The following is an 18,486-nucleotide window of genomic DNA, read 5'->3' on the forward strand; positions in this document are numbered from 1 at the left end:
AAGGGAAAGTCATCAGTAATTCTGGTGTTTCAACATACCACTTCGTTAGTTTGCTGGCTCAGCAGGAAGCAGATCATCGCTGCGCGCAGTGGGCTATTGCTGTCCGCCTGCCACTCGCCACGCTGGGTGATCATGCGCGCCTGCCATTGCGGATTATCGCTTTGGGCATCGGCATTCAGACTGATTTTATTGGCGCAGATAATCGGCCAGGCATCGGAGGGATTCTTGCAATAATCTTTACCTTTAACGCCGCCGTAGGGATACCATTTATCCGGGTTTTCTCCGGTAATCAACGCAATGCTGCGATTCACTTCGGCGTCGCTTTCTTCGTACCATTTAATCATCGGCTTTATCCATCTTTCGTAGAGTTGGCGCTACATTACGACGTCAATACGACAGATTTATGACAGTACGATGGCTTTTCATATTATCTATACTAATGTTTTTCGGAGCAACGCGGGTGGCAACACCACCCGGCAGGAAGTTTGATTAACGCTCGGGGATAAAACCTTTGAAATCCAGCGCTGGACTGAGATCGTCATCGTCCGCCACGCCATCGCCGCGCGCGCTTTGCGCCAGGCTTTTCAATAATGCGGTTTGTTGACGCTGTTGCTCGGCAATTTCCTGCAGCAGGCGGATCTGCTCATTGGCTCGCACACTGGCGCGATTCACCAGGAACCAGATCCATAATCCCACCAGGACTGCCAACAAGGCGATAACCAGTGACCCCAGACTATTTGGACCAAAACCTAAATCGTACATGGACAACCCTATCTACTGCTAAAAACAGGCGGACATCTTAGCACTCCGGGCACCGGCACGAACATCCTGATAGAAAATTGTTACGCACCGCTACGCAACTCACCAGGGAACGAAACGGGTAACGGAGCAAACTCCCAACGCAAATGTGCCCCCCTCATCGCAATAGCTATCTAACGCCAACAAGTAAAAGAACAGGCAGGCAGCAAGGAAAGCTATTATCACGAGGACTTTTTTCCGTAACAAATTTAGCAGCCTCATTGTTATCTTGATAATTTGTTCCGAATGTATCACAGCCAACTTAAACGAACTTTAACCTGTCGTTTAGAAACCAGCGTCAGAACCACTTTTCAGATTGTTACCATTGCAGCCGGTTCTTCCGCATGGCTATATCGCAACGACGATAAATAACAAGGAGTCACAATGGGTAAGCTGATTAAGTGGGCGGTTCTGCTGGCGGTGGTTTATGGCGCGTTTTTGTTCTCGGGATATGGCGTATTGGTCGGCAGCAATAAAAACGTCGGGGGATTGGGATTGCAGTGTAAGTACATGACGGCACGCAACCTGGTGATAGCCCAGTATCTGCATGGTGACAACGGCCTGATTGGCGTTGCCGACTGCCCGCTATTCAAGAAAGTCGAAACGGTGGTGGATTAATCACCACCGCTCAAACCGTCGCTCAGCGGCGGTTCCCCATCAATTGCGGGTAAACTTCATTTCAATCAGCGCGATCGCTTTTTCAATCGCCCGCCGGGTCACGGGATCGGCACCGGCTGGGTGAGTGGTAAAATCGATGCTTTTCAACTGGCTGGCCATCTTGTCCCGCACCTCGGTAGGCGCGATGACATCGATAACATCCAGGATCTGTTTGATCACCAATTGGCAGGCAACCAGGTCGGAAGCCAATTCCTGATCGTTGTTCAGCATGTCGGACATAATACCTTTCCTTCTTGATTCAGACGCCGCACACAATAGCATGCCAACTGGCGCTTTGCTGCCCCTTGGCGGTTTGCCGCTGAATTTTCAGCGTTATTGCGCATTGGCCGTCAAAACACCCGGCTGAATTGACCTATACTTGAGGCTTGAGCGACGCGCATTTCGGCGTCTCCCTCCCCCCAACAGGAGAAAGTTATGGCAAACCACAATGTGAAATCCTGGGCTACCGTGCGTGAGACCTCGGTTGAGATCGCCGAGGCTATTTTTGAATTGGCGAAAAATGACGAGGTTTTGGCTCAAAAAATCTGGGAAGAAGGTAGCGACGAAGCGTTGCAAATGGCCTTTGCCAAAACCAGCGCCGACCAGCTGTACTGGGGCGAAGAAACCGTGGAGCGGAAAAACGTCTGATCGGCAAACGCTCACCAATAAAAAGCCCGGGTCACTGATTGCCCAGGCTTTTTCGGTAGTCTGTCAAACCCCTTTTGGGGTCATGTTCTGCCCTGATTTCACGGCTCTTCACCTCCCACACCTTCCGCATTATTCATTCTCATCACCGGTGTCACCATAAAAGCGGCTACACCTACAATTACAACCAGAGTAATAATCACTGTCATTAACATGCGATCACCCCATCAACGCTGAATTGTCACGGCTGACTCTGCTTAGGCTGTTATTTGTTGCGACCTGACCCACTTCGGTATCAGCGGCAGCGGGCAATCCCAGATTAGCCGTTTTTCGTTTCGAATGACAAGCCACCTGACGATGGTTTTTCCGAATAATTTCACCCTGATGTCGGCGGCTTTTTTGTCCGGGGCAGCAAGTTGTGTATACTTCAACGCTATGTAGATCTCACACAGACGCACTGATGATACAAGAACACCACCTCTCATTAGTCTGCGCCCTCAGTAAATGGGTCGAAACTCACCTTGGAAGAGTGATCCATCTCGAAGAGTTGGCCGAGTACTCCGGCTACTCTCTGTGGCACATGCAGAAGTTGTTCAAAGAAGCGACCGGGATTTCGCTGGGCAAGTACATCCGCGAACGCAGGCTGGCCGGCGCGGTTTACCAGTTGCGTAGCAGTGATGCCTCTATTTTCGACATCGCGCTCGATTTTGGTTTTGGCTCACAGTCACACTTCACTTATATGTTCAGAAAGCGCTTCGATATCACGCCTTATGATTTTCGTCAGGATTTAAGCGTGGATCTGCATATCGCCCCACCGCTGCACGTCATTCATCAAAAAACTGCCTGACCGACTTTCCCGCCATCGTTAACGGCGGGTTAATGCACCCACAGCACCACCACCAGACCAATCAACGCGGGCAATGCCTGTACCCTGAGAATTTTACGGCTGGCCGTCAGCCCGCCAAATACGCCCGCCACCAGCACGCAGCCGAGGAAAAATAGCTGCACTGCAGGCTCGTCTCGCCAGACGCCCCATGCCAGTCCTGCCGCCAGAAAGCCGTTATACAGCCCCTGATTGGCCGCCAACACCCGCGTTGCCGCAGCAAACTCGGCGGTAGTGGCGAACACGCGTCTGCCCGTGGGCTTCTGCCAAAGGAACATTTCCAGGATCAGGATATACAGATGAATCGCGGCAATGAGCAGCACTATAATATTAGAAATAATTATCATTTTATTTTACAGGGTTAATCAGGTATCAGGTTTAACAAGTATAACCACACTCTGAACATTGCGAATATATAGACATAAAAAAACCCGCCAGGGCGGGTTTATTGCATAATCATTCAGAGTTAGTTTAGTACAACAACCAGCATCGCTGCGATCGAGATCCAAAACGCCGCCGTTGCAATAACAACATGGGATAATCTTGCACGATAGAGTACTTGGCTCATAATGACCTCACAGGCTTCTGACTAGCGGTGGACAACATCACTTCTTGAGATTTATCTTAATCCACTGCTCCGACCTTTTATTTGCGCCAGATCACTATTTACCAGATAAACTATATTTACGCCAAAACATGGAATTTCGATCACATTAATTTAACGTTAATAGAGCGAAATGAATAAAACCATTAGTTTGTTATAGCCTGATGATATCAAACATCGCTCCAGGGCAGGCGGGGCGCGGCCATACGCGGGCCACAATAGCCAACAACATCGGGAAAACGCCTATTCCCCTGCTCCCAGTCATGCTGCGCACGGGCAATCTCAACCTTGTTGTGCCCGACAAAATTCCACCAAATGAGAATCTCTTCGCTTAATGGGACTCCGCCGATTAATAATCCCCGACTTCCTTTGTTGGCATGTAACCCGATACGGTTAAGATTCTTACCTAAATAGGCAAACTCATCGGGTGAAAATTTTTCATCATTAAGCTCAAATGCACCAACAAGGGGCAAAAAACCTATTTCAAAATCCTCTCGCAGGGGTAACTGCAAATAGCCGTCGGCCTGCCATTCCAGGTCAATGGCGATTAATGGTGAAAAAGTAATCACCGGGGAGTGATATTGTTCAAACTCCCCGACCAGTAAAGTATGTTTGACGCCTTCACGTTGCCAGCTCGGCAAGTCCGGATAATGATCAAAGCGCGGTGCCATATCGGCATGTTCAGCGGGTAACGCGATCCATAATTGCGCAGCATGCAAGCGGCGTTGTTCCCCTGTCGATTGTTCGGTATGCGCGATACCGCGCCCTGCGGTCATCAAGTTAACCTGTCCGGGACGTATCACCTGTTCACTGCCCAGGCTGTCACGGTGCAATACTTCCCCTTCAATCATCCAGGTAAAGGTCTGCAGACCGATATGCGGATGCGGCCCAACGTCCATACCGGGTGAAGCGCCGCTGAAGACCGAGGGACCAGCATGGTCGAGAAAGCACCAGGCTCCCACCGTGCGCCGTTCACGGGTAGGCAAGGCACGATTAATCCCTATGCCACCGACTTCGGCGTTGCGTACGGCAATACGTTGGATCTGACGGACACCGTCAACCACGGGACAATCACGGGAAGATGAAGAATGAGTTGGACGGGAATTGCTCATGATAAAACGCCTCCAGAACGTCACACAGGTAAGTGAACAGCTGGATGCCAGCTTAGCATGAGCCGGCATCCAGAACGCAACCTGTGCGGCCCTGGCGCTAAGACGACTTGATATAGCAGCCTTTTACATCGACTTCATCGCGCGCATGCTTCAGATCGGAGAAGTAAGTCACACCAAAGAGTATTGATACCACCAGCAACACGGAAACCAGTAAGCCGATAACAGCCAACAGCTTGGTCTCGTCGTGGAGATTATGCTCCATTTTATCCCCTGCATTAAAAGACGTCATGTCAGCCACAGTGTCACTGACAGCGTAAAGATGATCAGGGAGCATGACGCTATCGCCAGCACAATGACCGCAAATTGCGCATCTCCCAAAGTTTCACGGTAGTTTTTATCTTGTGAGGTATTACGTTGTTGTTTCACAGAATCTATCTTAACTCATCACGCGTTAACGTTTTTGTGAGGGATACTTGATAAACAGTCCGCCATTGCGGGTTTGTCAGATTCCGCGTCCAATACCGCTCAGACCTCAAGAGTGGCAAGACGCTATCAACTTTCTTCGCCAGGGTCAACATTGCCCCAGACTGAGATAGCGAAGACCCTATCGCATTCCAAAATCTTATTACAACAAGAAAATAATTAGCCCAACTTATACCAAATCAAATAAAAAAGCCCGACCAAAGATCGGGCTGGGAATCAATCTATGGCGTTACTGCGGAATACGCAGTACCTGCCCTGGATAGATTTTGTCCGGGCTAGACAGCATTGGCTTGTTCGCTTCGAAAATCTTGTTGTACAGATTGGCGTTGCCATAGACTTCTTTGGAAACCGCGCTCAGGGTGTCGCCCTTTTTCACGGTATAGAAGCGGCTTTCTGCCGCAGCCTGTTCAACCGATACCTTGTCTTCCACACCGCTGATGCCGGCCACATTACCCACCGCCACCAGGATCTTCTCTTTCAGTTCCTGACTGACTGCGTCGCCGGTCACCACGGCTTTACCGTCAACCACCTGCACATCAACCTTATCGATACCCGGCAAACCGGTTTTATTGAGGTGATCCTTCAGCTTGGCGCTTTGGTCTTCGGCAGTGGCATTGCCGGTCACTGTGTCCCACAGTTTTTCGCCCGCTTCTTTGACGAAGTTAAACAAACCCATATTCACTCCTTTCGATGGTTACAATGTTGCATTGACTTAAGGCTTGTTAAGCTTAGCACTGCAAGAGGGATATTCAATTGGCCCTGAGGTATTAAGCGGTTAGAGTAATCCGAAAGTGCCCTCTTTAGCTGCCAATCTGTCCAGTTGCACATTCCCCAAGATGAAACAATCGCCGACTTTACCTACAATAGGGTTACGGAAGGATGGGTGAAGGACGTGAGACGCGATGTACGCCTTGGTGATGTTTGTCTGTTATCTGGATGGTGGCTGCGCCGATATCGTGGTTGACGTACTGCGCGATGAACGCCAGTGCCTGATCAGCATGAAAGAACAGAACCTGCGCCATGCCGGTTGTTTTCCGTTTGAAGATTTTATCGACGGTTTCTGGCTCCCTGCCAACGAATATGCGCCGATGTAAAACTTTGGCCGTCTTTTCCGCTATTTTCATCTGAGGAATTTCTGAATTCGCCGGAAAAGTGCCACGCCGACAATGCTTTATGCCGCCAGTTTGCTAAATTGCTTCACCCGAACGATATGGAGACGGCGTGATGCCTGGATCTACCTCCTCAAACGAACATTATGAAGCCCTGTTACGCGACGTCAGCCTGGTAGTGGGCGGCGCGGTGATCCAACTGATCAATCTCAATAAAAAAATTTCCGGCAATAATATTTTGGCCCATTTGGTCAACGAGATTGAGCATGAGACCAATCAGCAGCGCTTTGTCACATTGCGCTCGGCAATTGAAGTGATGGGGCAAGCCCCGAAAGGATAACCGCCCAATAATAGAAAAGGCAGAGCTTGCGCTCTGCCTGGTTACCTTTTAGATCCCGACACAGGAAAGAAGGTAATAGCGTTGAAACTTAGAAGCGATAAGTCAGGTTCACTGCCACGATATCGTCGGTGCTCAGTTTCAGCTTGTTATCGTCGTTCAACTGGTTGATTTTGTAGTCAACATAGGTGTACATGTTTTTGTTGAAGTAGTAAGTCGCACCCACTTCCACGTATTTCACCAGATCGACATCGCCAATCCCTTCGATATCCTTGCCTTTGGACTGCACGTAGGCCAGAGATGGGCGCAGACCGTTTTCAAACTGGTACTGGGCCACGACTTCGAAGTTCTGCGTTTTGTTGGCGAAGCCCGCCACACTGTTGACCTCAATAGGCGTCATATTACGCGTTTCGGCATACATGGCAGCCAGGTATACCTGGTTGGCATCATATTTAACGGCCGTAGTCCAGGCTGTTGCACTGTCGCCTTTGCCGTAAGCCAGTTCTTTCTGCTTACTGGTACGGTTGGAGTCGGAGAATGCCGCCGCCACGCCAATGCCAGAACCACCGATGTCCTGGTAATCCAGGGACATACCGTAACCGTCACCGTTTTGTTTGGTCACGCCACGGCCATCACCGTCGTTTTTACCCTGGTACTGCAACGCAACACTCAGACCTTCAACCAGGCCGAAGAAATCACGGTTACGGTAAGTTGCCAGGCCGTTGGAACGTGCGGTCATGTAGTTGTCGGTGTAGCTATAGGAGTCACCGCCGAATTCAGGCAGCATGTCGGTATAGGATTCTGGGTCGTACACCACGCCGTAGTTACGGCCATAATCGAATGAACCGTAGTTGGCGAATTTCAGCCCGGCAAAGCCAAGACGGGTTTTGGTGCCCGCAGTACCCTGCGCTTCGTCGTGGTTGGCCTGAACGTTGTATTCCCACTGGCCGTAACCGGTCAGTTGGTCATTGATTTGCGTTTCGCCTTTAAAACCGAAACGGACATAAGTCTTGTCGCCATCTTCGGATTTATCATCGCTGAAAACATGTTTGGCCGATACGCGACCATACAGGTCGAGTTTATTGCCATCTTTATTATAGATTTCAGCCGCATTGGCAAAGGAGGTGATTGCCCCGAGGGCAATAGCTAAGGCTAATACACTGCGTTTCATCATTTATTTTCCTAGATATTATAATTTTAATTCCTGCCCATCACGCCCAATTTATGATTTGGGCTGTGATCTTTATCATTTAGCGTTTTATGAGCGCCCCTAATAAAGGAGCCATGTGACATTAGCATCATGAATCCCAACTTCAAATAAAAAAGTTCATAAAACACCGTGGATAAAGCATGTTTATTTGTAAAAAAATATTACAATCACCACATCAATCAAACCATTGATTATCATTGAATTTTGCCACATAACTTATAACCAAATTGGTGCATTGCACCATTATGGTGCAATTTAGTTTCTTTTTGTATGCTTTCCACGCGATTCATAAATACCATGAAACTTAGCATGGTTATGAATAACGTTACTTATTTCACATTTTTATCTGAGTAAAGTCATTGAGTCGATTTAGGGTTGTCTCTCGGGTTTTAAGGCAAGCTTTTACCGATTCGAATAATTAATTCGATTCAAACGACCAAAAATCAAAATGGGAGAGAGGTAAAGATAAAAAAGAAAAAATAAATCACAGGATATAAATCAGAAGGAATAAGAGAAATGAGCAGCATGATATACCGGATTTATTTAAGGCTGCAGCCAACATCGCTACAGCCTTAAATACCACAAGAATAAAACCGATTTATAAAACGTCTGTTCAATACAGCGTGCTACGTGGTGCCTCCACCAGCACCATGCCGGCACGCAACCCAAGCGCAACCCCAGGATTAGGGAACAATATCCATTCGCTGGCATGCTGAACCCGGTACTCTTCTCCCGGTTGCTCACACAGCAGCGTTCCCTGCTTCAACTCGGTAAAGTTGGCAGTATCATCACTGAGATGCAGCCTGAAGTCTTCACTACGCTTGATCAGCGAACGCTCAACGCGGAATAGCCGCAAAGCATCCCCCGTTCGTTGCGGTAAAGGCTCATCACTCACCGCCGTCTGCAAAGCACGGTTAATCGCGGCAAACTGCTGTAGATCGTTGTTGCCAAACGGCCGCGCCTTGCCCAGCTCCAGCGTGCAGCTGGCAGCACCGGCATGCTCGCTGGAAAAATGACTGAAGGTGCCGCCCGGCGCACTGTGGATCACCAAGGCATCCAGACCGGCCGCATCCAGCATGGCCAGCATGTCTGCACTGTAAGGCCGCATCTGGAAGGGCAGAATGCCAAACCGCGGCAGGTGCGAGTCGCGGATTGCCGTATGCAGATCATAATGGAAGCGAGCAGCGCCCTCATCGGCGAAAAACTCCGTGACCGTCTGCTCCAGTTGCTGTGCCCGGGCGGTTTCACCACTGTGGTCAAAATCACGATGGCGGCCGCCAAACATCCGGTTCATGTCACTGTGCAGATAACGCTTTCCGGCGCGCATCGCCGCCGGGTTACCCAGCACCACCAGCAGTCGAACCGCCAAGGGGCGATCGCCGTTGAGCAGGTCTTTGACCAACTGATTCAACAGCTCAATGGGGGCAGTTTCATTGCCGTGGATGCCGGCAGAAACCACCACCGCCTGCTGATAATCCTGCTTAGGGCTTATCTCCAGCAAGCCCTCCCCCAGCCAGCGCCAGCGCAAATTCGCATTCTCACCCTGTTGCTCAGCGGGAACCTGTCCCGCCAGTGTCAGGGCCAACAAATCAAACATGGTGGCTCCACCTATTGTTGGAAAGGATAAACCGAGCCCAGCCCGAGGATGGTCGTCAGGGCATCCAGCGCATCGCGCCCTTCGCGCAGCAGTTGCGGGTCGGCCAAATCATTCTGCGTCAGGCGATCGCGGTAATAACGATCAACCCACTCATTGAGCGTGGCGAACAGACTGTCGTTCATCATTACGCGCGGATTAACCGCCCGCAGCTCCTGCTCATTGAGCGCCACACGCAGCCGCAAACAGGCTGGTCCGCCGCCGTTACGCATACTTTCACGCAGATCGAACACCTTGATTTCATCAATAGGTCCGCCGCTGGCCACCATCTCGCTCAGATAGCTCCAGACGCCGCTGTGCTGACGCGACTCTTCCGGCACCACGATCATCATCTTGCCGTTGGGCTTGGTCAGGATCTGACTGTTAAACAGATAGGTTGCCACCGCATCCGCCACGGAAACCCGCGTCGTCGGCACCTCAATCGCCACCAGTTCACTGTCCAGCGTCGCCATCTTGCGGCGCACTTCATCCAGTGCCTGTTGCTGCCGATAAAAAGCCTGCTGATGATGGAACAGCACGTTCTGGTTGCTGACGGCAATCACGTCGTTATGGAACACGCCCTGATCGATCACCTCCGGATTCTGCTGCACAAACACCGTGTGCTGCTCGTCCAACTGGTGCAGACGGGCAATCGCCTCCCCGGCTTCACGCGTCTGGCGCGCCGGATAACGCGTTGGGGCAATTTCGCCGCCAAACTCCTGACGGCCGTAAACAAACATCTGCACGCTGCGTTTAGCGTAGTCGCCGCCCAGGCGGTTGTGGTTAGCCGCACCTTCGTCGCCAAACAGCGCCACCTGCGGCAAAGCCTCATGGTGGGCGAAATGGCGCGGGTCGTTAAACATGGCTCGCAGTACGCCAGAGGTGGTTTCAGCCTCAATCGCGCGATGGAATTTATTGTTCAGATTAGCGGCGGTGAAATGCACCTTGCCATCATGACTGTCCGCCGAAGGTGACACCGTGGCCGCATTGGCGGTCCACATGCAGGAAGCGGAACTGAGCGCGGACAGCAGACGTGGCGACTGCTGCATGGCTTGCGCCAACACGCTTTCATCGCTACCGCTGAAGCCCAGTTTACGTAACATCGGCACATGCGGGCGTTCCTGCGGCGGCAATACCCCCTGCTGGAAACCGAGATCGGCCAACGCCTTCATCTTCAGCAAGCCCTGCTTGGCCGCCAGCTTCGGGTTCGACACGCTATTTTGGTGTTGGGTCGAAGCCTCATTACCAAACGACAATCCGGCATAGTGATGCGTCAGGCCCACCAGACCATCGAAATTGACTTCATATCCTGACATGCTGTTCTCCTGATATTGTAGGGGCGCTGCATGCTGCGCCCCTACAGTAACAACGCTGCGGCTTGAAAAGCGGCGGGTAAAACTTAATTAAATGACAGCCCCGGCGACAAACTGGTCGGTAACGTCAAACTTTCGCTTTCCAGCGACGCCATTGGCCAGGCGCAATAATCCGCCGCGTAATAGGCGCTTGGGCGATGGTTGCCCGAAGCCCCCACGCCGCCGAACGGTGCCGCACTGGACGCACCGGTCAACGGCTTGTTCCAGTTGACGATACCGGCGCGCGCTTCCAGCAGCAGGTGATCAAAGCGCTCACGCTGCGGCGATACCAGACCGACCGACAGGCCATAACGCGTCTGGTTGGCGATACGCACCGCTTCATCAAAGTCGTTATAGCGAATGAGGGTCGTCAGTGGGCCAAAGTACTCTTCGTCCGGCACGTCACGCACGCCGGTCACGTCAATAATGCCGGGGCTGAGCAACGCGCTGCCGCTTTCCAGGCGCTGCATGGTCAGCAAGGCTTTGCCGCCCAGTGACAGCAGGTGATGCTGTGCCGCCAGCATTTTTTCTGCCGCCGCTGAAGAGATCACCCCGCCCATAAACGGCTGAGGCTCCGCATCCCAACGTCCGATGCGCAACGCACTCGCCACCTGCACCAAACGCTCGATAAAGGCATCGCCCTCACTGCCGCGTTTCACCAGAATGCGGCGTGAACAGGTGCAGCGCTGACCGGCGGAAATAAACGCCGACTGGATCGCCAGGTTGACCGCCGCATCGCAGTCTTCAATCTGGTCAACAATCAGCGCGTTGTTGCCGCCCATTTCCAATGCCAGGATCTTTTCAGGCTGCCCCGCCAACTGACGATGCAGGTGATAACCGGTGCCGGCGCTGCCGGTAAACAGCAGGCCGTCGATATCGGTGCTGGCGGCCAGCGCTTCGCCGGTTTCACGTCCGCCCTGCACCATATTGATCACCCCGGCAGGTAAACCGGCCAGTTGCCACAGCTTCAGCGTTTCCTCGGCGGTTTGCGGCGTCAGTTCGCTCGGCTTGAATACCACCGTGTTACCCGCCAGCAGGGCCGGTACGATGTGGCCATTAGGTAAATGGCCGGGGAAGTTATAAGGCCCAAACACCGCCAGCACGCCGTGTGGCCGGTGGCGCAGCACCGAAGCGCCATCCGCCATCGCGGTTTGGCTAACGCCGGTACGTGCCTGGTAAGCGTGCAGGGAAATCGCCACTTTGCCGATCATCGCCTGAACTTCGGTCAGCGTTTCCCAGCGCGGTTTGCTGGTTTCACGGCTGATGGTGGCCGCCAAATGCGACTTGTGCTCTTCCAACAGCGCAGCAAAACGTTTCACCAGTTGTTCGCGTTGTTCAAACGGAGTGCGCGCCCAGGCAGGAAATGCAGCACGAGCCGCTTCGCAAGCGGCGGCCACATCGCTGCCGTCGGCGGCGTTAGCCTGCCACAGCGGCTGATTGTCGACCGGGTCGGTTTTGCTGAACTCAGCACCACGGCCCTGCTGCCAGGCGCCATTAATAAACAGTGCAGGATGTGACATTACGCTTTCTCCTGTGCAATAAGGGGGATAACCCGCACCGGGCTGCCTTGCTCAACGCCCAGCGCCGCAGCGGTGGCCGCATTGAGGTGCAGACGATCGTCATACAGCTCGGCATTGACCAGCAGTGCGCGGTAATTTTGATAATGATCGTTGGCCACCAGATGAACCGGCGCATCGGCGCGCATCGGCGTTTCATCCAGCACCACTTTAACCAGGCGGCTTTGCTTGACCGCGCGGATATGGTCGATTTCCGCTTCCAGCGTCGGGCCACCGTCGAAAATATCGACATAGCCTTGGTAACGCAGGCCTTCCGACTCCAGTACCCGGCGCGCCGGTACCGTCTGCGGGTGCACTTCACCAATCACTTTTTGCGCGTCTTCGGCCAGGAAATCGACATACAGCGGGTGTTTCGGCATCAGCTCGGCGATAAACGCCTTCTGACCGGTGCCACTCAGGTAGTCCGCCTTGGCGAACTCGATGGAAAAGAAATGATTGCCAACGCTCTCCCAGAATGGGGAACGGCCGTTTTCATCGGAGAAGCCACGCATTTCGGCAATCAGGCGCTCAGAGAAACGCTCACGGAAGGCGGCGATAAACAGGAAACGCACCTTCGACAGCAGCTTGCCGTTTTCGCCGTGACGGTAGTCCGGATCGAGGAACAGCGTGCACAGTTCGGAATGGCCGGTGTGATCGTTGCTGAGGAACAGCGTCGGCACCGATTTATACACATTCAACTGCTTGGAGGCATGCACCTGAGTGCCAACCCGGAAGCTGTACCAGGGTTCGGTCAGGCCAACGGCCACTTCAATGGCGCAAACCCCGACCGCCTGTTGGCGATCCGTGTCTTCCAGCACAAACAGATAACACTGCTCACCACGCGGAAGTTCGCCTTGCCAGGTTTTTAACGCCCGCTCAATGCGTGCCAGCAAGGTATCTTCGTCTTGCGGCAGGGAAGTGAGACCGATGCCGGACTTACCGGCGAGCGTCAGTAAATCAGCCAAATCGCGACGCTCTATAGGGCGAATAATCATCATAATGCGAACCTCTTCTTAAACAGGCTGCGCCGGTGAAGGCGCAGCCCCGGTATTAGCTGCAAATTCGCGCCACGGCTCGCGCGAATCGCGCCAGCCCCTCTTTCACATCCTGCTCAGGAATGATCAGCGAAGGAGTGAAACGCACCACATCCGGGCCGGCGATCAAGGCAATCACGCCTTCTTCGTTGGCCAGTTGGGTGATCTGTTTCGCTTTACCGGCGTAATCCTGAGTCAACTGGCAGCCAATCAACAGGCCGCCACCGCGGATTTCAGAGAAAATCGGGTATTGTTGGTTAATCTTGTTCAGGCCATCGAGGAACCACTGATGCCGTTGCTTAACCCCTTCCAGCACTTCCGGCGTGTTGATGATAGAGAACACCGCCCCCGCCACCGCCGTCGCCAGCGGGTTGCCGCCGTAGGTGGTGCCGTGGGTACCGACGCTCAGGGTTTTAGCCAGTTCGTCCGTGGTCAGCATCGCGCCGATAGGGAAGCCGCACCCCAACGCTTTCGCGGTAGTCAGCACGTCAGGCACCACACCGTATTGCGTATAGGCGTACAGCTCGCCGGTACGGCCCATGCCGGTTTGCACTTCGTCAAAAATCAGCACCGCGTCGTGACGGTCGCACAGCTCGCGCAGCCCCTGCAGGAAGGCTGGATCGGCCGGCAACACGCCGCCTTCGCCCTGAATCGGCTCAACGATCACCGCGCAGGTGTGGTCGCCTATCACTTCAGCGGCCGCCGCCAGATCGTTAAACGGCGTGTGGGTGATGCCGCCCGGCAATGGGGCAAAATCTTTCGAATATTTTGGCTGGCCACCGGCAGACACGGTAAACAGCGTGCGACCGTGGAAGGCGTTGTTAAATGCCACAATCTGGTTCTTGCTGCTGTTGCCCTGGTCCAGCGCACGCTTACGCGCCAGCTTCAACGCCGCTTCGTTGGCTTCCGCCCCGGAGTTACAGAAAAACACTTTGTCGGCAAAGGTGGCGTCAATCAGCTGTTTGGCCAAACGCAGTACCGGTTCGTTGGTGTAGCCATTGCCCAGATGCCACAGCTTGCCCGCCTGCTCCACCAGCGCCGCCGTCACCACCGGATGAGCATGGCCCAACGCGTTGACCGCGATGCCGCCGGCAAAATCGATGTAAGACTTACCCTGTTGATCCCAGACCTGCGAACCTTCTCCCCGTACCAGAATAAAATCAGCGGGGGCGTAAACCGGGACCATCCAGTCATCGAAAGACTGGCGGGTAACTGCGATTGGCTGTTCCATAATGACCTCATAACTTCAGCAAAGACTGAATTTTGACTGTAAGGGCCGCTCCAGCCCGCATGTCCCGCAACAAAACAACAAAAACTGCGCCGTGAGTTCGACTTTTCGACCGGTGATAACTCTGCCTTTCACCGTCTATTCAGAAACAAATCTGTTACATCAAACGCGTTTTTCGCTATTTATGCCGGGTATCGGGTCCTGGAACGGGGAATAAATGTTAACGAGCAGTTAAAATACATGCCGTTTGATAAAGAGTGTAGAGCAGCTATCGTGCCAAACTGGGATTTTTGGCGAATTTTGCGTTTTTTTTCGCTAAAACAACGGCTTACAATGCATACTTATTCAATAAATATGCATTGGTAATGAATAATTGAAAAAATAAGGCTAAAAATCATCGTTGACCGCGAAATCCTATTCAATTACAAAAAACTTCAATATTTCTGATCGCGCTCGCAAAAATAATTTGACCCGATCTGCGCCCGATCACACTTTCGCCCCACTTCGGTGCACAGAATGCACCAAACACGGGCAAAGCCGCGCCAGTTCAGGCTCGGCGTGCTCCTGTGTGAACCATCATCGGGCGTATCTGCGAGTAACTTCCGCGCCAGATCTCATATTTGTTAACTTACTGAACAAATTGTTGACAGTCCGGGGGCGCAATAATAGGTTAATTTCAATGGAACACGTGTTCCATGATGAAAAAACACACACCACATCGACTGCACAGCATCGGGGTTATCATGGCTCATTTCTGCTTGCGTACTAACCATAGGATCACCGGGGCCGCACTGGCCGTGCTGCTGGCTCTGCCCGTTTCCGCCAGCGCCAACACCCGCATTACCTTCGCCAACTATTTGCCGAATGATTACATCAACAAGGTGATTAAAGACTTTGAGGCGGCACATCCGGACATCCAGGTGCAGTCGTTCAAATGCGGCTTCGCCGACTGTCATCAAAAACTGACCACCGCGCTGGCCGTCGGCCAAGGCGCCGCCGATATTTTCAGCGTCAGCACCATCAAGCTGGGCAGTTTTGCCAACTCCGGTGGCCTGAACAACCTGAGCGCTCCACCGTTCAGCATCGATAGCCAGGGCTGGCAGTTTGATCCCTCGATGATCAGCCTGGCGAAGGGCAACGATGGCAACATCTATGGTGTACCTTACGACACCGGCCCGGTGATCATGATCTACCGCAACGACATGGTGCAGAAGGCTGGCGTGAAGATTGAAGACATCACCAAAAGCTGGGACAGCTTTATCGCCTTTGGTGAAAAACTGAAAAAAGAGCAAGGCGCCTATCTGCTCCCGGCGGCCACCAGCCTGATCAACCCGCTGGTGGTGGGCATGAACAGTGAACCGGGCAAGCCGGTATACACCAAAGACGGCAAACCCAATCTCGACTCCCCGCAGATCAAACAGCTGATGACGGTGATTAAAACGCTGTATGACAAAGGGCTGGCGGCCTCGCTTGACGGCTCCACCAACTCGCAGGAATACATCAAACTGTACCGTCAGGGGAAACTGTTTGCCGATATCGACGGCCCCTGGGACGAAGGCCGCATCGAGCAGGAATTGGATCCGGACGGTGCCAAAGCAGGGTTGTGGCGCGTGACCGGCGTGCCGGGCAATATCAAGGTCAATGCCGGTGGCACCACGCTGGTGATCCCGAAGCAGAGCAAAAATGCCCAGGCGGCCTGGCAGTTCATTCAATACTTTATGCAGCGTGACGTAGTGATCGACGCGGCGAAAACCGCCGGTACCCTGCCTGCCCGCCTCGACGTGTATAACGCCCCCTACTTCGACACACCGAGCAACATACTCGGCGGTCAACATTCGATGCGCTACTACGCCAGCCTGGTGCCGGATCTGAAACCGGTCGCCTCATCGCCGGAAGATAACATCGCCAACGAAATCCTTAACGAAGCGGCGAAGAAAATTCTGGTGCAGCATCAGGACATCGACAGCACCCTGCGCGATGCCAACAAGCTGCTCGAGCGCCGGATGCGCGCTTTGTAATCATCAGATACGGCGGTCAGTCGGCCGCCGACTTTATGTTTTCCGTCGGTTCGGGGAGTCTATGCGTAAGCGATTTTTCAAAGGGCTGCTGCACGATCACCGCACCGCCTACCTGCTGCTGCTGCCGTTTATGCTGCTGTTCGCGGTGTTCAACGCCTTCCCGATCTTCTTCTCGGCGTTTCTGTCCTTTCAGTCGTGGAACCCGGTTAAAGGCCTTAGTTCGATGAAGTTTGTCGGGCTGGACAACTTTTACTATGCCTTCACCGACGATGCCTTCTGGGTGTCGCTGGTCAACACCATCAAAATTACGCTGGTGTCCGGTATTTGCCAGCACCTGTTTGCCATCACCCTGGCCTATTCATTGCTGCACATCATCGTGCGCGGCAGACGCTTTTTGAAGGCGGCGATCTTCCTGCCCTACATCACCTCTTCCGTCGCCGTCAGCTTGATTGTGTTCAACCTGTTCTCCCCGGTCGGCATGGTTAACGAACTGCTCAGCGGGTTAGCCACCCGACTGCACCTCGGCGCGCTGGCGGCTGCCTTGCCGATCAACTTTTTTGACAGCGACTGGATCCGCTTCACCATCGCCAATCAGGTGACCTGGAAGTTTACCGGCATCAATACCGTCATCTACATGACCGGTCTGGCGTCAATCTCACCGGACCTGTACGAAGCGATAGAACTGGACGGCGCGGGCCGCTGGCAAAAATTCCGCTATATCGCCCTGCCGCTGTTGGCGCCCTTTATCTTCTTCGCCACCTTGATGACGCTGATCGGCAATATGCAATTGTTCAATGAACCGATGATCCTGACGCAAGGCACCGGCGGCGTCGACAACAGCGGCCTGACGGTATCGATGTACGTGTACAAAACCGGTTGGTCCTATCTGGATATGGGCACCGCTTCGGCGATCTCCTGGATCCTGTTCCTGTTGATTGCCGCAGTCAGTGCTCTGGTGTTCTGGGGCTTTGGCAAACGGGGAGGATTGAACAATGAACGCTAACGGCCGCCGTTTTGACACTGGCAAACTGGTGATTTACCTGCTGGTCTCACTGTTTGCTTCGCTGTCATTATTCCCGTTCTATTGGTCGGCCCTGCTGGCGACGCAGGACACCCGCAGCATCATGGGCATGTCGCTGCGCTTTGGCAGCCATCTGCTGGAAAATTATCGCGGGCTGGAACAGCAAGTGCCCTTCACCCACGCGCTGCTCAATACCCTGTATGTCACTGCCATGGCGACGCTGACCAGCGTGCTGGTGTCCGCCGCCGCGGGCTACGCCTTCAGCGTTTATCAGTTCAAGGGCAAAAAGGTGCTGTTCACCACCCTGATGCTGACCATGATGGTCCCCAGCGTGGTCAACCTGGTGCCCTATTTCTTCGTGATCAAAAGCGTTGGCCTGCTCGATCAGTTCGCCGCCGTCTGGCTGCCCGCCGGGGTCAACATCTTCGGCATTTTCCTGGTACGCCAGTACGTCAGCTCCTCGCTGCCCAGCGAAATCCTCGACAGCGCACGTATGGACGGCCTGAACGAGCTGCAAATCTTCCTGCGTATCGGCTTGCCGCTGATGCGCCCGGCGCTGCTGACGGTGGCGATCGTGGTAGTAGTCGATACCTGGAACAACTTTATGCTGCCGCTGGTGGCGTTGCAGTCGCCGGATAAACAAATTCTTCAGTTGGTATTACGCAGCCTAAGCGGTGCCACTGCCACACCGTGGAACCTGGTGATGACCGGCAGTTTTCTGGCGATCGTGCCGCTGCTGATCGCCTTTATCTTCTCGTCCAAACAAATGATGGAGAGCCTCACCCGTGGGGCGGTCAAAGGGTAAC

The 18,486-nt window shown here is 53.3% G+C and carries 22 protein-coding genes; 8 read left to right on the forward strand and 14 right to left on the reverse strand.

What is annotated here, in order from left to right:
- Positions 1-29: 29 nt before the first annotated feature.
- The 3 genes from E5C26_RS14430 to E5C26_RS14440 all read right to left on the reverse strand — a co-directional run bounded on the left by E5C26_RS14430 (position 30) and on the right by E5C26_RS14440 (position 1,020).
- Positions 30-344: a phage protein NinX family protein gene (locus E5C26_RS14430; RefSeq protein WP_135316922.1), complete on the reverse strand. Its 315-nt coding sequence runs from the start codon at positions 342-344 to the stop codon at positions 30-32.
- 145 nt (positions 345-489) lie between these two features.
- Positions 490-762: a YebO family protein gene (locus tag E5C26_RS14435; protein ID WP_135316923.1), complete on the reverse strand. Its 273-nt coding sequence runs from the start codon at positions 760-762 to the stop codon at positions 490-492.
- A gap of 99 nt (positions 763-861) precedes the next feature.
- Positions 862-1,020: a PhoP/PhoQ regulator MgrB gene (locus tag E5C26_RS14440; protein ID WP_135316924.1), complete on the reverse strand. Its 159-nt coding sequence runs from the start codon at positions 1,018-1,020 to the stop codon at positions 862-864.
- 162 nt (positions 1,021-1,182) lie between these two features.
- On the opposite strand from E5C26_RS14440, the gene E5C26_RS14445 reads away from it, so the two are divergent.
- Positions 1,183-1,416: a YobH family protein gene (locus E5C26_RS14445; RefSeq protein WP_012145553.1), complete on the forward strand. Its 234-nt coding sequence runs from the start codon at positions 1,183-1,185 to the stop codon at positions 1,414-1,416.
- 39 nt (positions 1,417-1,455) lie between these two features.
- Here E5C26_RS14445 and E5C26_RS14450 read toward each other — a convergent pair whose 3' ends face one another.
- Positions 1,456-1,695: a DUF2766 family protein gene (locus E5C26_RS14450; RefSeq protein WP_012145554.1), complete on the reverse strand. Its 240-nt coding sequence runs from the start codon at positions 1,693-1,695 to the stop codon at positions 1,456-1,458.
- A gap of 195 nt (positions 1,696-1,890) precedes the next feature.
- On the opposite strand from E5C26_RS14450, the gene E5C26_RS14455 reads away from it, so the two are divergent.
- Both E5C26_RS14455 and E5C26_RS14460 read left to right on the forward strand, forming a co-directional pair.
- Positions 1,891-2,103, forward strand: coding sequence for a YccJ family protein (locus tag E5C26_RS14455; RefSeq protein WP_012145555.1), 213 nt, complete (start codon positions 1,891-1,893; stop codon positions 2,101-2,103).
- A gap of 457 nt (positions 2,104-2,560) precedes the next feature.
- Positions 2,561-2,947 carry a helix-turn-helix domain-containing protein gene (locus E5C26_RS14460; RefSeq protein ID WP_012145556.1) on the forward strand — a complete coding sequence of 129 codons (387 nt, stop codon included), beginning with the start codon at positions 2,561-2,563 and terminating at the stop codon, positions 2,945-2,947.
- Between the two features lie 29 nt (positions 2,948-2,976).
- Here E5C26_RS14460 and E5C26_RS14465 read toward each other — a convergent pair whose 3' ends face one another.
- The 4 genes from E5C26_RS14465 to lysM form a co-directional block, all read right to left on the reverse strand.
- Positions 2,977-3,330 carry a DUF1304 domain-containing protein gene (locus E5C26_RS14465; protein WP_135316925.1) on the reverse strand — a complete coding sequence of 118 codons (354 nt, stop codon included), beginning with the start codon at positions 3,328-3,330 and terminating at the stop codon, positions 2,977-2,979.
- 427 nt (positions 3,331-3,757) lie between these two features.
- A complete protein-coding gene (locus E5C26_RS14470; protein WP_135316926.1) occupies positions 3,758-4,699 on the reverse strand; it encodes a pirin family protein in 942 nt (313 codons plus the stop codon).
- A 97-nt stretch (positions 4,700-4,796) separates the two neighbouring features.
- Positions 4,797-4,961 carry a hypothetical protein gene (locus E5C26_RS24640; RefSeq protein WP_167796656.1) on the reverse strand — a complete coding sequence of 55 codons (165 nt, stop codon included), beginning with the start codon at positions 4,959-4,961 and terminating at the stop codon, positions 4,797-4,799.
- Positions 4,962-5,411: 450 nt separating this feature from the next.
- Positions 5,412-5,858, reverse strand: a complete 447-nt coding sequence (lysM, locus tag E5C26_RS14475) for a peptidoglycan-binding protein LysM (protein ID WP_135316927.1) — start codon at positions 5,856-5,858, stop codon at positions 5,412-5,414.
- Positions 5,859-6,084: 226 nt separating this feature from the next.
- On the opposite strand from lysM, the gene E5C26_RS14480 reads away from it, so the two are divergent.
- The gene (locus E5C26_RS14480) at positions 6,085-6,276 is read left to right on the forward strand and encodes a YebW family protein (RefSeq protein WP_012145560.1); all 192 of its coding nucleotides are present in this window, start codon (positions 6,085-6,087) and stop codon (positions 6,274-6,276) included.
- A 130-nt stretch (positions 6,277-6,406) separates the two neighbouring features.
- Positions 6,407-6,631, forward strand: a complete 225-nt coding sequence (locus E5C26_RS14485; RefSeq protein WP_135316928.1) for a hypothetical protein — start codon at positions 6,407-6,409, stop codon at positions 6,629-6,631.
- A gap of 88 nt (positions 6,632-6,719) precedes the next feature.
- On the opposite strand, the gene E5C26_RS14490 is transcribed toward E5C26_RS14485, so the two are convergent.
- From E5C26_RS14490 to E5C26_RS14515, 6 genes are all read right to left on the reverse strand, one after another.
- Entirely contained in the window at positions 6,720-7,802 is a 1,083-nt protein-coding gene (locus E5C26_RS14490; RefSeq protein ID WP_135316929.1) for a porin, read from the reverse strand.
- A 649-nt stretch (positions 7,803-8,451) separates the two neighbouring features.
- Positions 8,452-9,435, reverse strand: coding sequence for a succinylglutamate desuccinylase (gene astE / locus E5C26_RS14495; protein ID WP_135316930.1), 984 nt, complete (start codon positions 9,433-9,435; stop codon positions 8,452-8,454).
- Between the two features lie 11 nt (positions 9,436-9,446).
- On the reverse strand, positions 9,447-10,787 hold the full coding sequence (gene astB / locus E5C26_RS14500) for an N-succinylarginine dihydrolase (protein WP_135316931.1): 1,341 nt from the start codon (positions 10,785-10,787) through the stop codon (positions 9,447-9,449).
- An 83-nt stretch (positions 10,788-10,870) separates the two neighbouring features.
- Positions 10,871-12,343: a succinylglutamate-semialdehyde dehydrogenase gene (astD, locus tag E5C26_RS14505; RefSeq protein ID WP_135316932.1), complete on the reverse strand. Its 1,473-nt coding sequence runs from the start codon at positions 12,341-12,343 to the stop codon at positions 10,871-10,873.
- Entirely contained in the window at positions 12,343-13,377 is a 1,035-nt protein-coding gene (gene astA, locus E5C26_RS14510) for an arginine N-succinyltransferase (protein WP_135316933.1), read from the reverse strand. Before astA ends, astD begins: the two co-directional genes overlap by 1 nt.
- A 52-nt stretch (positions 13,378-13,429) precedes the next feature.
- The gene (locus E5C26_RS14515; RefSeq protein ID WP_135316934.1) at positions 13,430-14,644 is read right to left on the reverse strand and encodes an aspartate aminotransferase family protein; all 1,215 of its coding nucleotides are present in this window, start codon (positions 14,642-14,644) and stop codon (positions 13,430-13,432) included.
- 692 nt (positions 14,645-15,336) lie between these two features.
- Here E5C26_RS14515 and E5C26_RS14520 point away from each other — a divergent pair.
- From E5C26_RS14520 to E5C26_RS14530, 3 genes are all read left to right on the forward strand, one after another.
- Positions 15,337-16,659: an ABC transporter substrate-binding protein gene (locus tag E5C26_RS14520; protein ID WP_135316935.1), complete on the forward strand. Its 1,323-nt coding sequence runs from the start codon at positions 15,337-15,339 to the stop codon at positions 16,657-16,659.
- 61 nt (positions 16,660-16,720) lie between these two features.
- Positions 16,721-17,662 carry a carbohydrate ABC transporter permease gene (locus E5C26_RS14525; protein WP_135316936.1) on the forward strand — a complete coding sequence of 314 codons (942 nt, stop codon included), beginning with the start codon at positions 16,721-16,723 and terminating at the stop codon, positions 17,660-17,662.
- The gene (locus E5C26_RS14530; protein WP_135316937.1) at positions 17,652-18,485 is read left to right on the forward strand and encodes a carbohydrate ABC transporter permease; all 834 of its coding nucleotides are present in this window, start codon (positions 17,652-17,654) and stop codon (positions 18,483-18,485) included. The genes E5C26_RS14525 and E5C26_RS14530 overlap by 11 nt, the downstream gene beginning before the upstream one ends.
- The last annotated feature ends 1 nt before the right edge of the window (position 18,486 follow it).

It is taken from the genome of Serratia proteamaculans, assembly GCF_004684015.1.
Classification (GTDB): Bacteria; Pseudomonadota; Gammaproteobacteria; order Enterobacterales; family Enterobacteriaceae; genus Serratia; species Serratia proteamaculans_F.

What these genes read in the sequence shown, in the direction of transcription:
- E5C26_RS14530 (WP_135316937.1), top strand. Translation starts at nt 17,652, where the DNA reads ATGAACGCTAACGGCCGCCGTTTTGACACTGGCAAACTGGTGATTTAC.
- E5C26_RS14445 (WP_012145553.1), top strand. Translation starts at nt 1,183, where the DNA reads ATGGGTAAGCTGATTAAGTGGGCGGTTCTGCTGGCGGTGGTTTATGGC.
- lysM (WP_135316927.1), bottom strand. Translation starts at nt 5,858, where the DNA reads ATGGGTTTGTTTAACTTCGTCAAAGAAGCGGGCGAAAAACTGTGGGAC.
- astD (WP_135316932.1), bottom strand. Translation starts at nt 12,343, where the DNA reads ATGTCACATCCTGCACTGTTTATTAATGGCGCCTGGCAGCAGGGCCGT.
- astA (WP_135316933.1), bottom strand. Translation starts at nt 13,377, where the DNA reads ATGATGATTATTCGCCCTATAGAGCGTCGCGATTTGGCTGATTTACTG.
- E5C26_RS14430 (WP_135316922.1), bottom strand. Translation starts at nt 344, where the DNA reads ATGATTAAATGGTACGAAGAAAGCGACGCCGAAGTGAATCGCAGCATT.
- E5C26_RS14515 (WP_135316934.1), bottom strand. Translation starts at nt 14,644, where the DNA reads ATGGAACAGCCAATCGCAGTTACCCGCCAGTCTTTCGATGACTGGATG.
- astE (WP_135316930.1), bottom strand. Translation starts at nt 9,435, where the DNA reads ATGTTTGATTTGTTGGCCCTGACACTGGCGGGACAGGTTCCCGCTGAG.
- E5C26_RS14470 (WP_135316926.1), bottom strand. Translation starts at nt 4,699, where the DNA reads ATGAGCAATTCCCGTCCAACTCATTCTTCATCTTCCCGTGATTGTCCC.
- E5C26_RS14520 (WP_135316935.1), top strand. Translation starts at nt 15,337, where the DNA reads ATGATGAAAAAACACACACCACATCGACTGCACAGCATCGGGGTTATC.
- E5C26_RS14485 (WP_135316928.1), top strand. Translation starts at nt 6,407, where the DNA reads ATGCCTGGATCTACCTCCTCAAACGAACATTATGAAGCCCTGTTACGC.
- E5C26_RS14465 (WP_135316925.1), bottom strand. Translation starts at nt 3,330, where the DNA reads ATGATAATTATTTCTAATATTATAGTGCTGCTCATTGCCGCGATTCAT.
- E5C26_RS14455 (WP_012145555.1), top strand. Translation starts at nt 1,891, where the DNA reads ATGGCAAACCACAATGTGAAATCCTGGGCTACCGTGCGTGAGACCTCG.
- E5C26_RS14490 (WP_135316929.1), bottom strand. Translation starts at nt 7,802, where the DNA reads ATGATGAAACGCAGTGTATTAGCCTTAGCTATTGCCCTCGGGGCAATC.
- E5C26_RS24640 (WP_167796656.1), bottom strand. Translation starts at nt 4,961, where the DNA reads ATGGAGCATAATCTCCACGACGAGACCAAGCTGTTGGCTGTTATCGGC.
- E5C26_RS14525 (WP_135316936.1), top strand. Translation starts at nt 16,721, where the DNA reads ATGCGTAAGCGATTTTTCAAAGGGCTGCTGCACGATCACCGCACCGCC.
- E5C26_RS14460 (WP_012145556.1), top strand. Translation starts at nt 2,561, where the DNA reads ATGATACAAGAACACCACCTCTCATTAGTCTGCGCCCTCAGTAAATGG.
- E5C26_RS14480 (WP_012145560.1), top strand. Translation starts at nt 6,085, where the DNA reads ATGTACGCCTTGGTGATGTTTGTCTGTTATCTGGATGGTGGCTGCGCC.
- E5C26_RS14435 (WP_135316923.1), bottom strand. Translation starts at nt 762, where the DNA reads ATGTACGATTTAGGTTTTGGTCCAAATAGTCTGGGGTCACTGGTTATC.
- E5C26_RS14450 (WP_012145554.1), bottom strand. Translation starts at nt 1,695, where the DNA reads ATGTCCGACATGCTGAACAACGATCAGGAATTGGCTTCCGACCTGGTT.
- E5C26_RS14440 (WP_135316924.1), bottom strand. Translation starts at nt 1,020, where the DNA reads ATGAGGCTGCTAAATTTGTTACGGAAAAAAGTCCTCGTGATAATAGCT.
- astB (WP_135316931.1), bottom strand. Translation starts at nt 10,787, where the DNA reads ATGTCAGGATATGAAGTCAATTTCGATGGTCTGGTGGGCCTGACGCAT.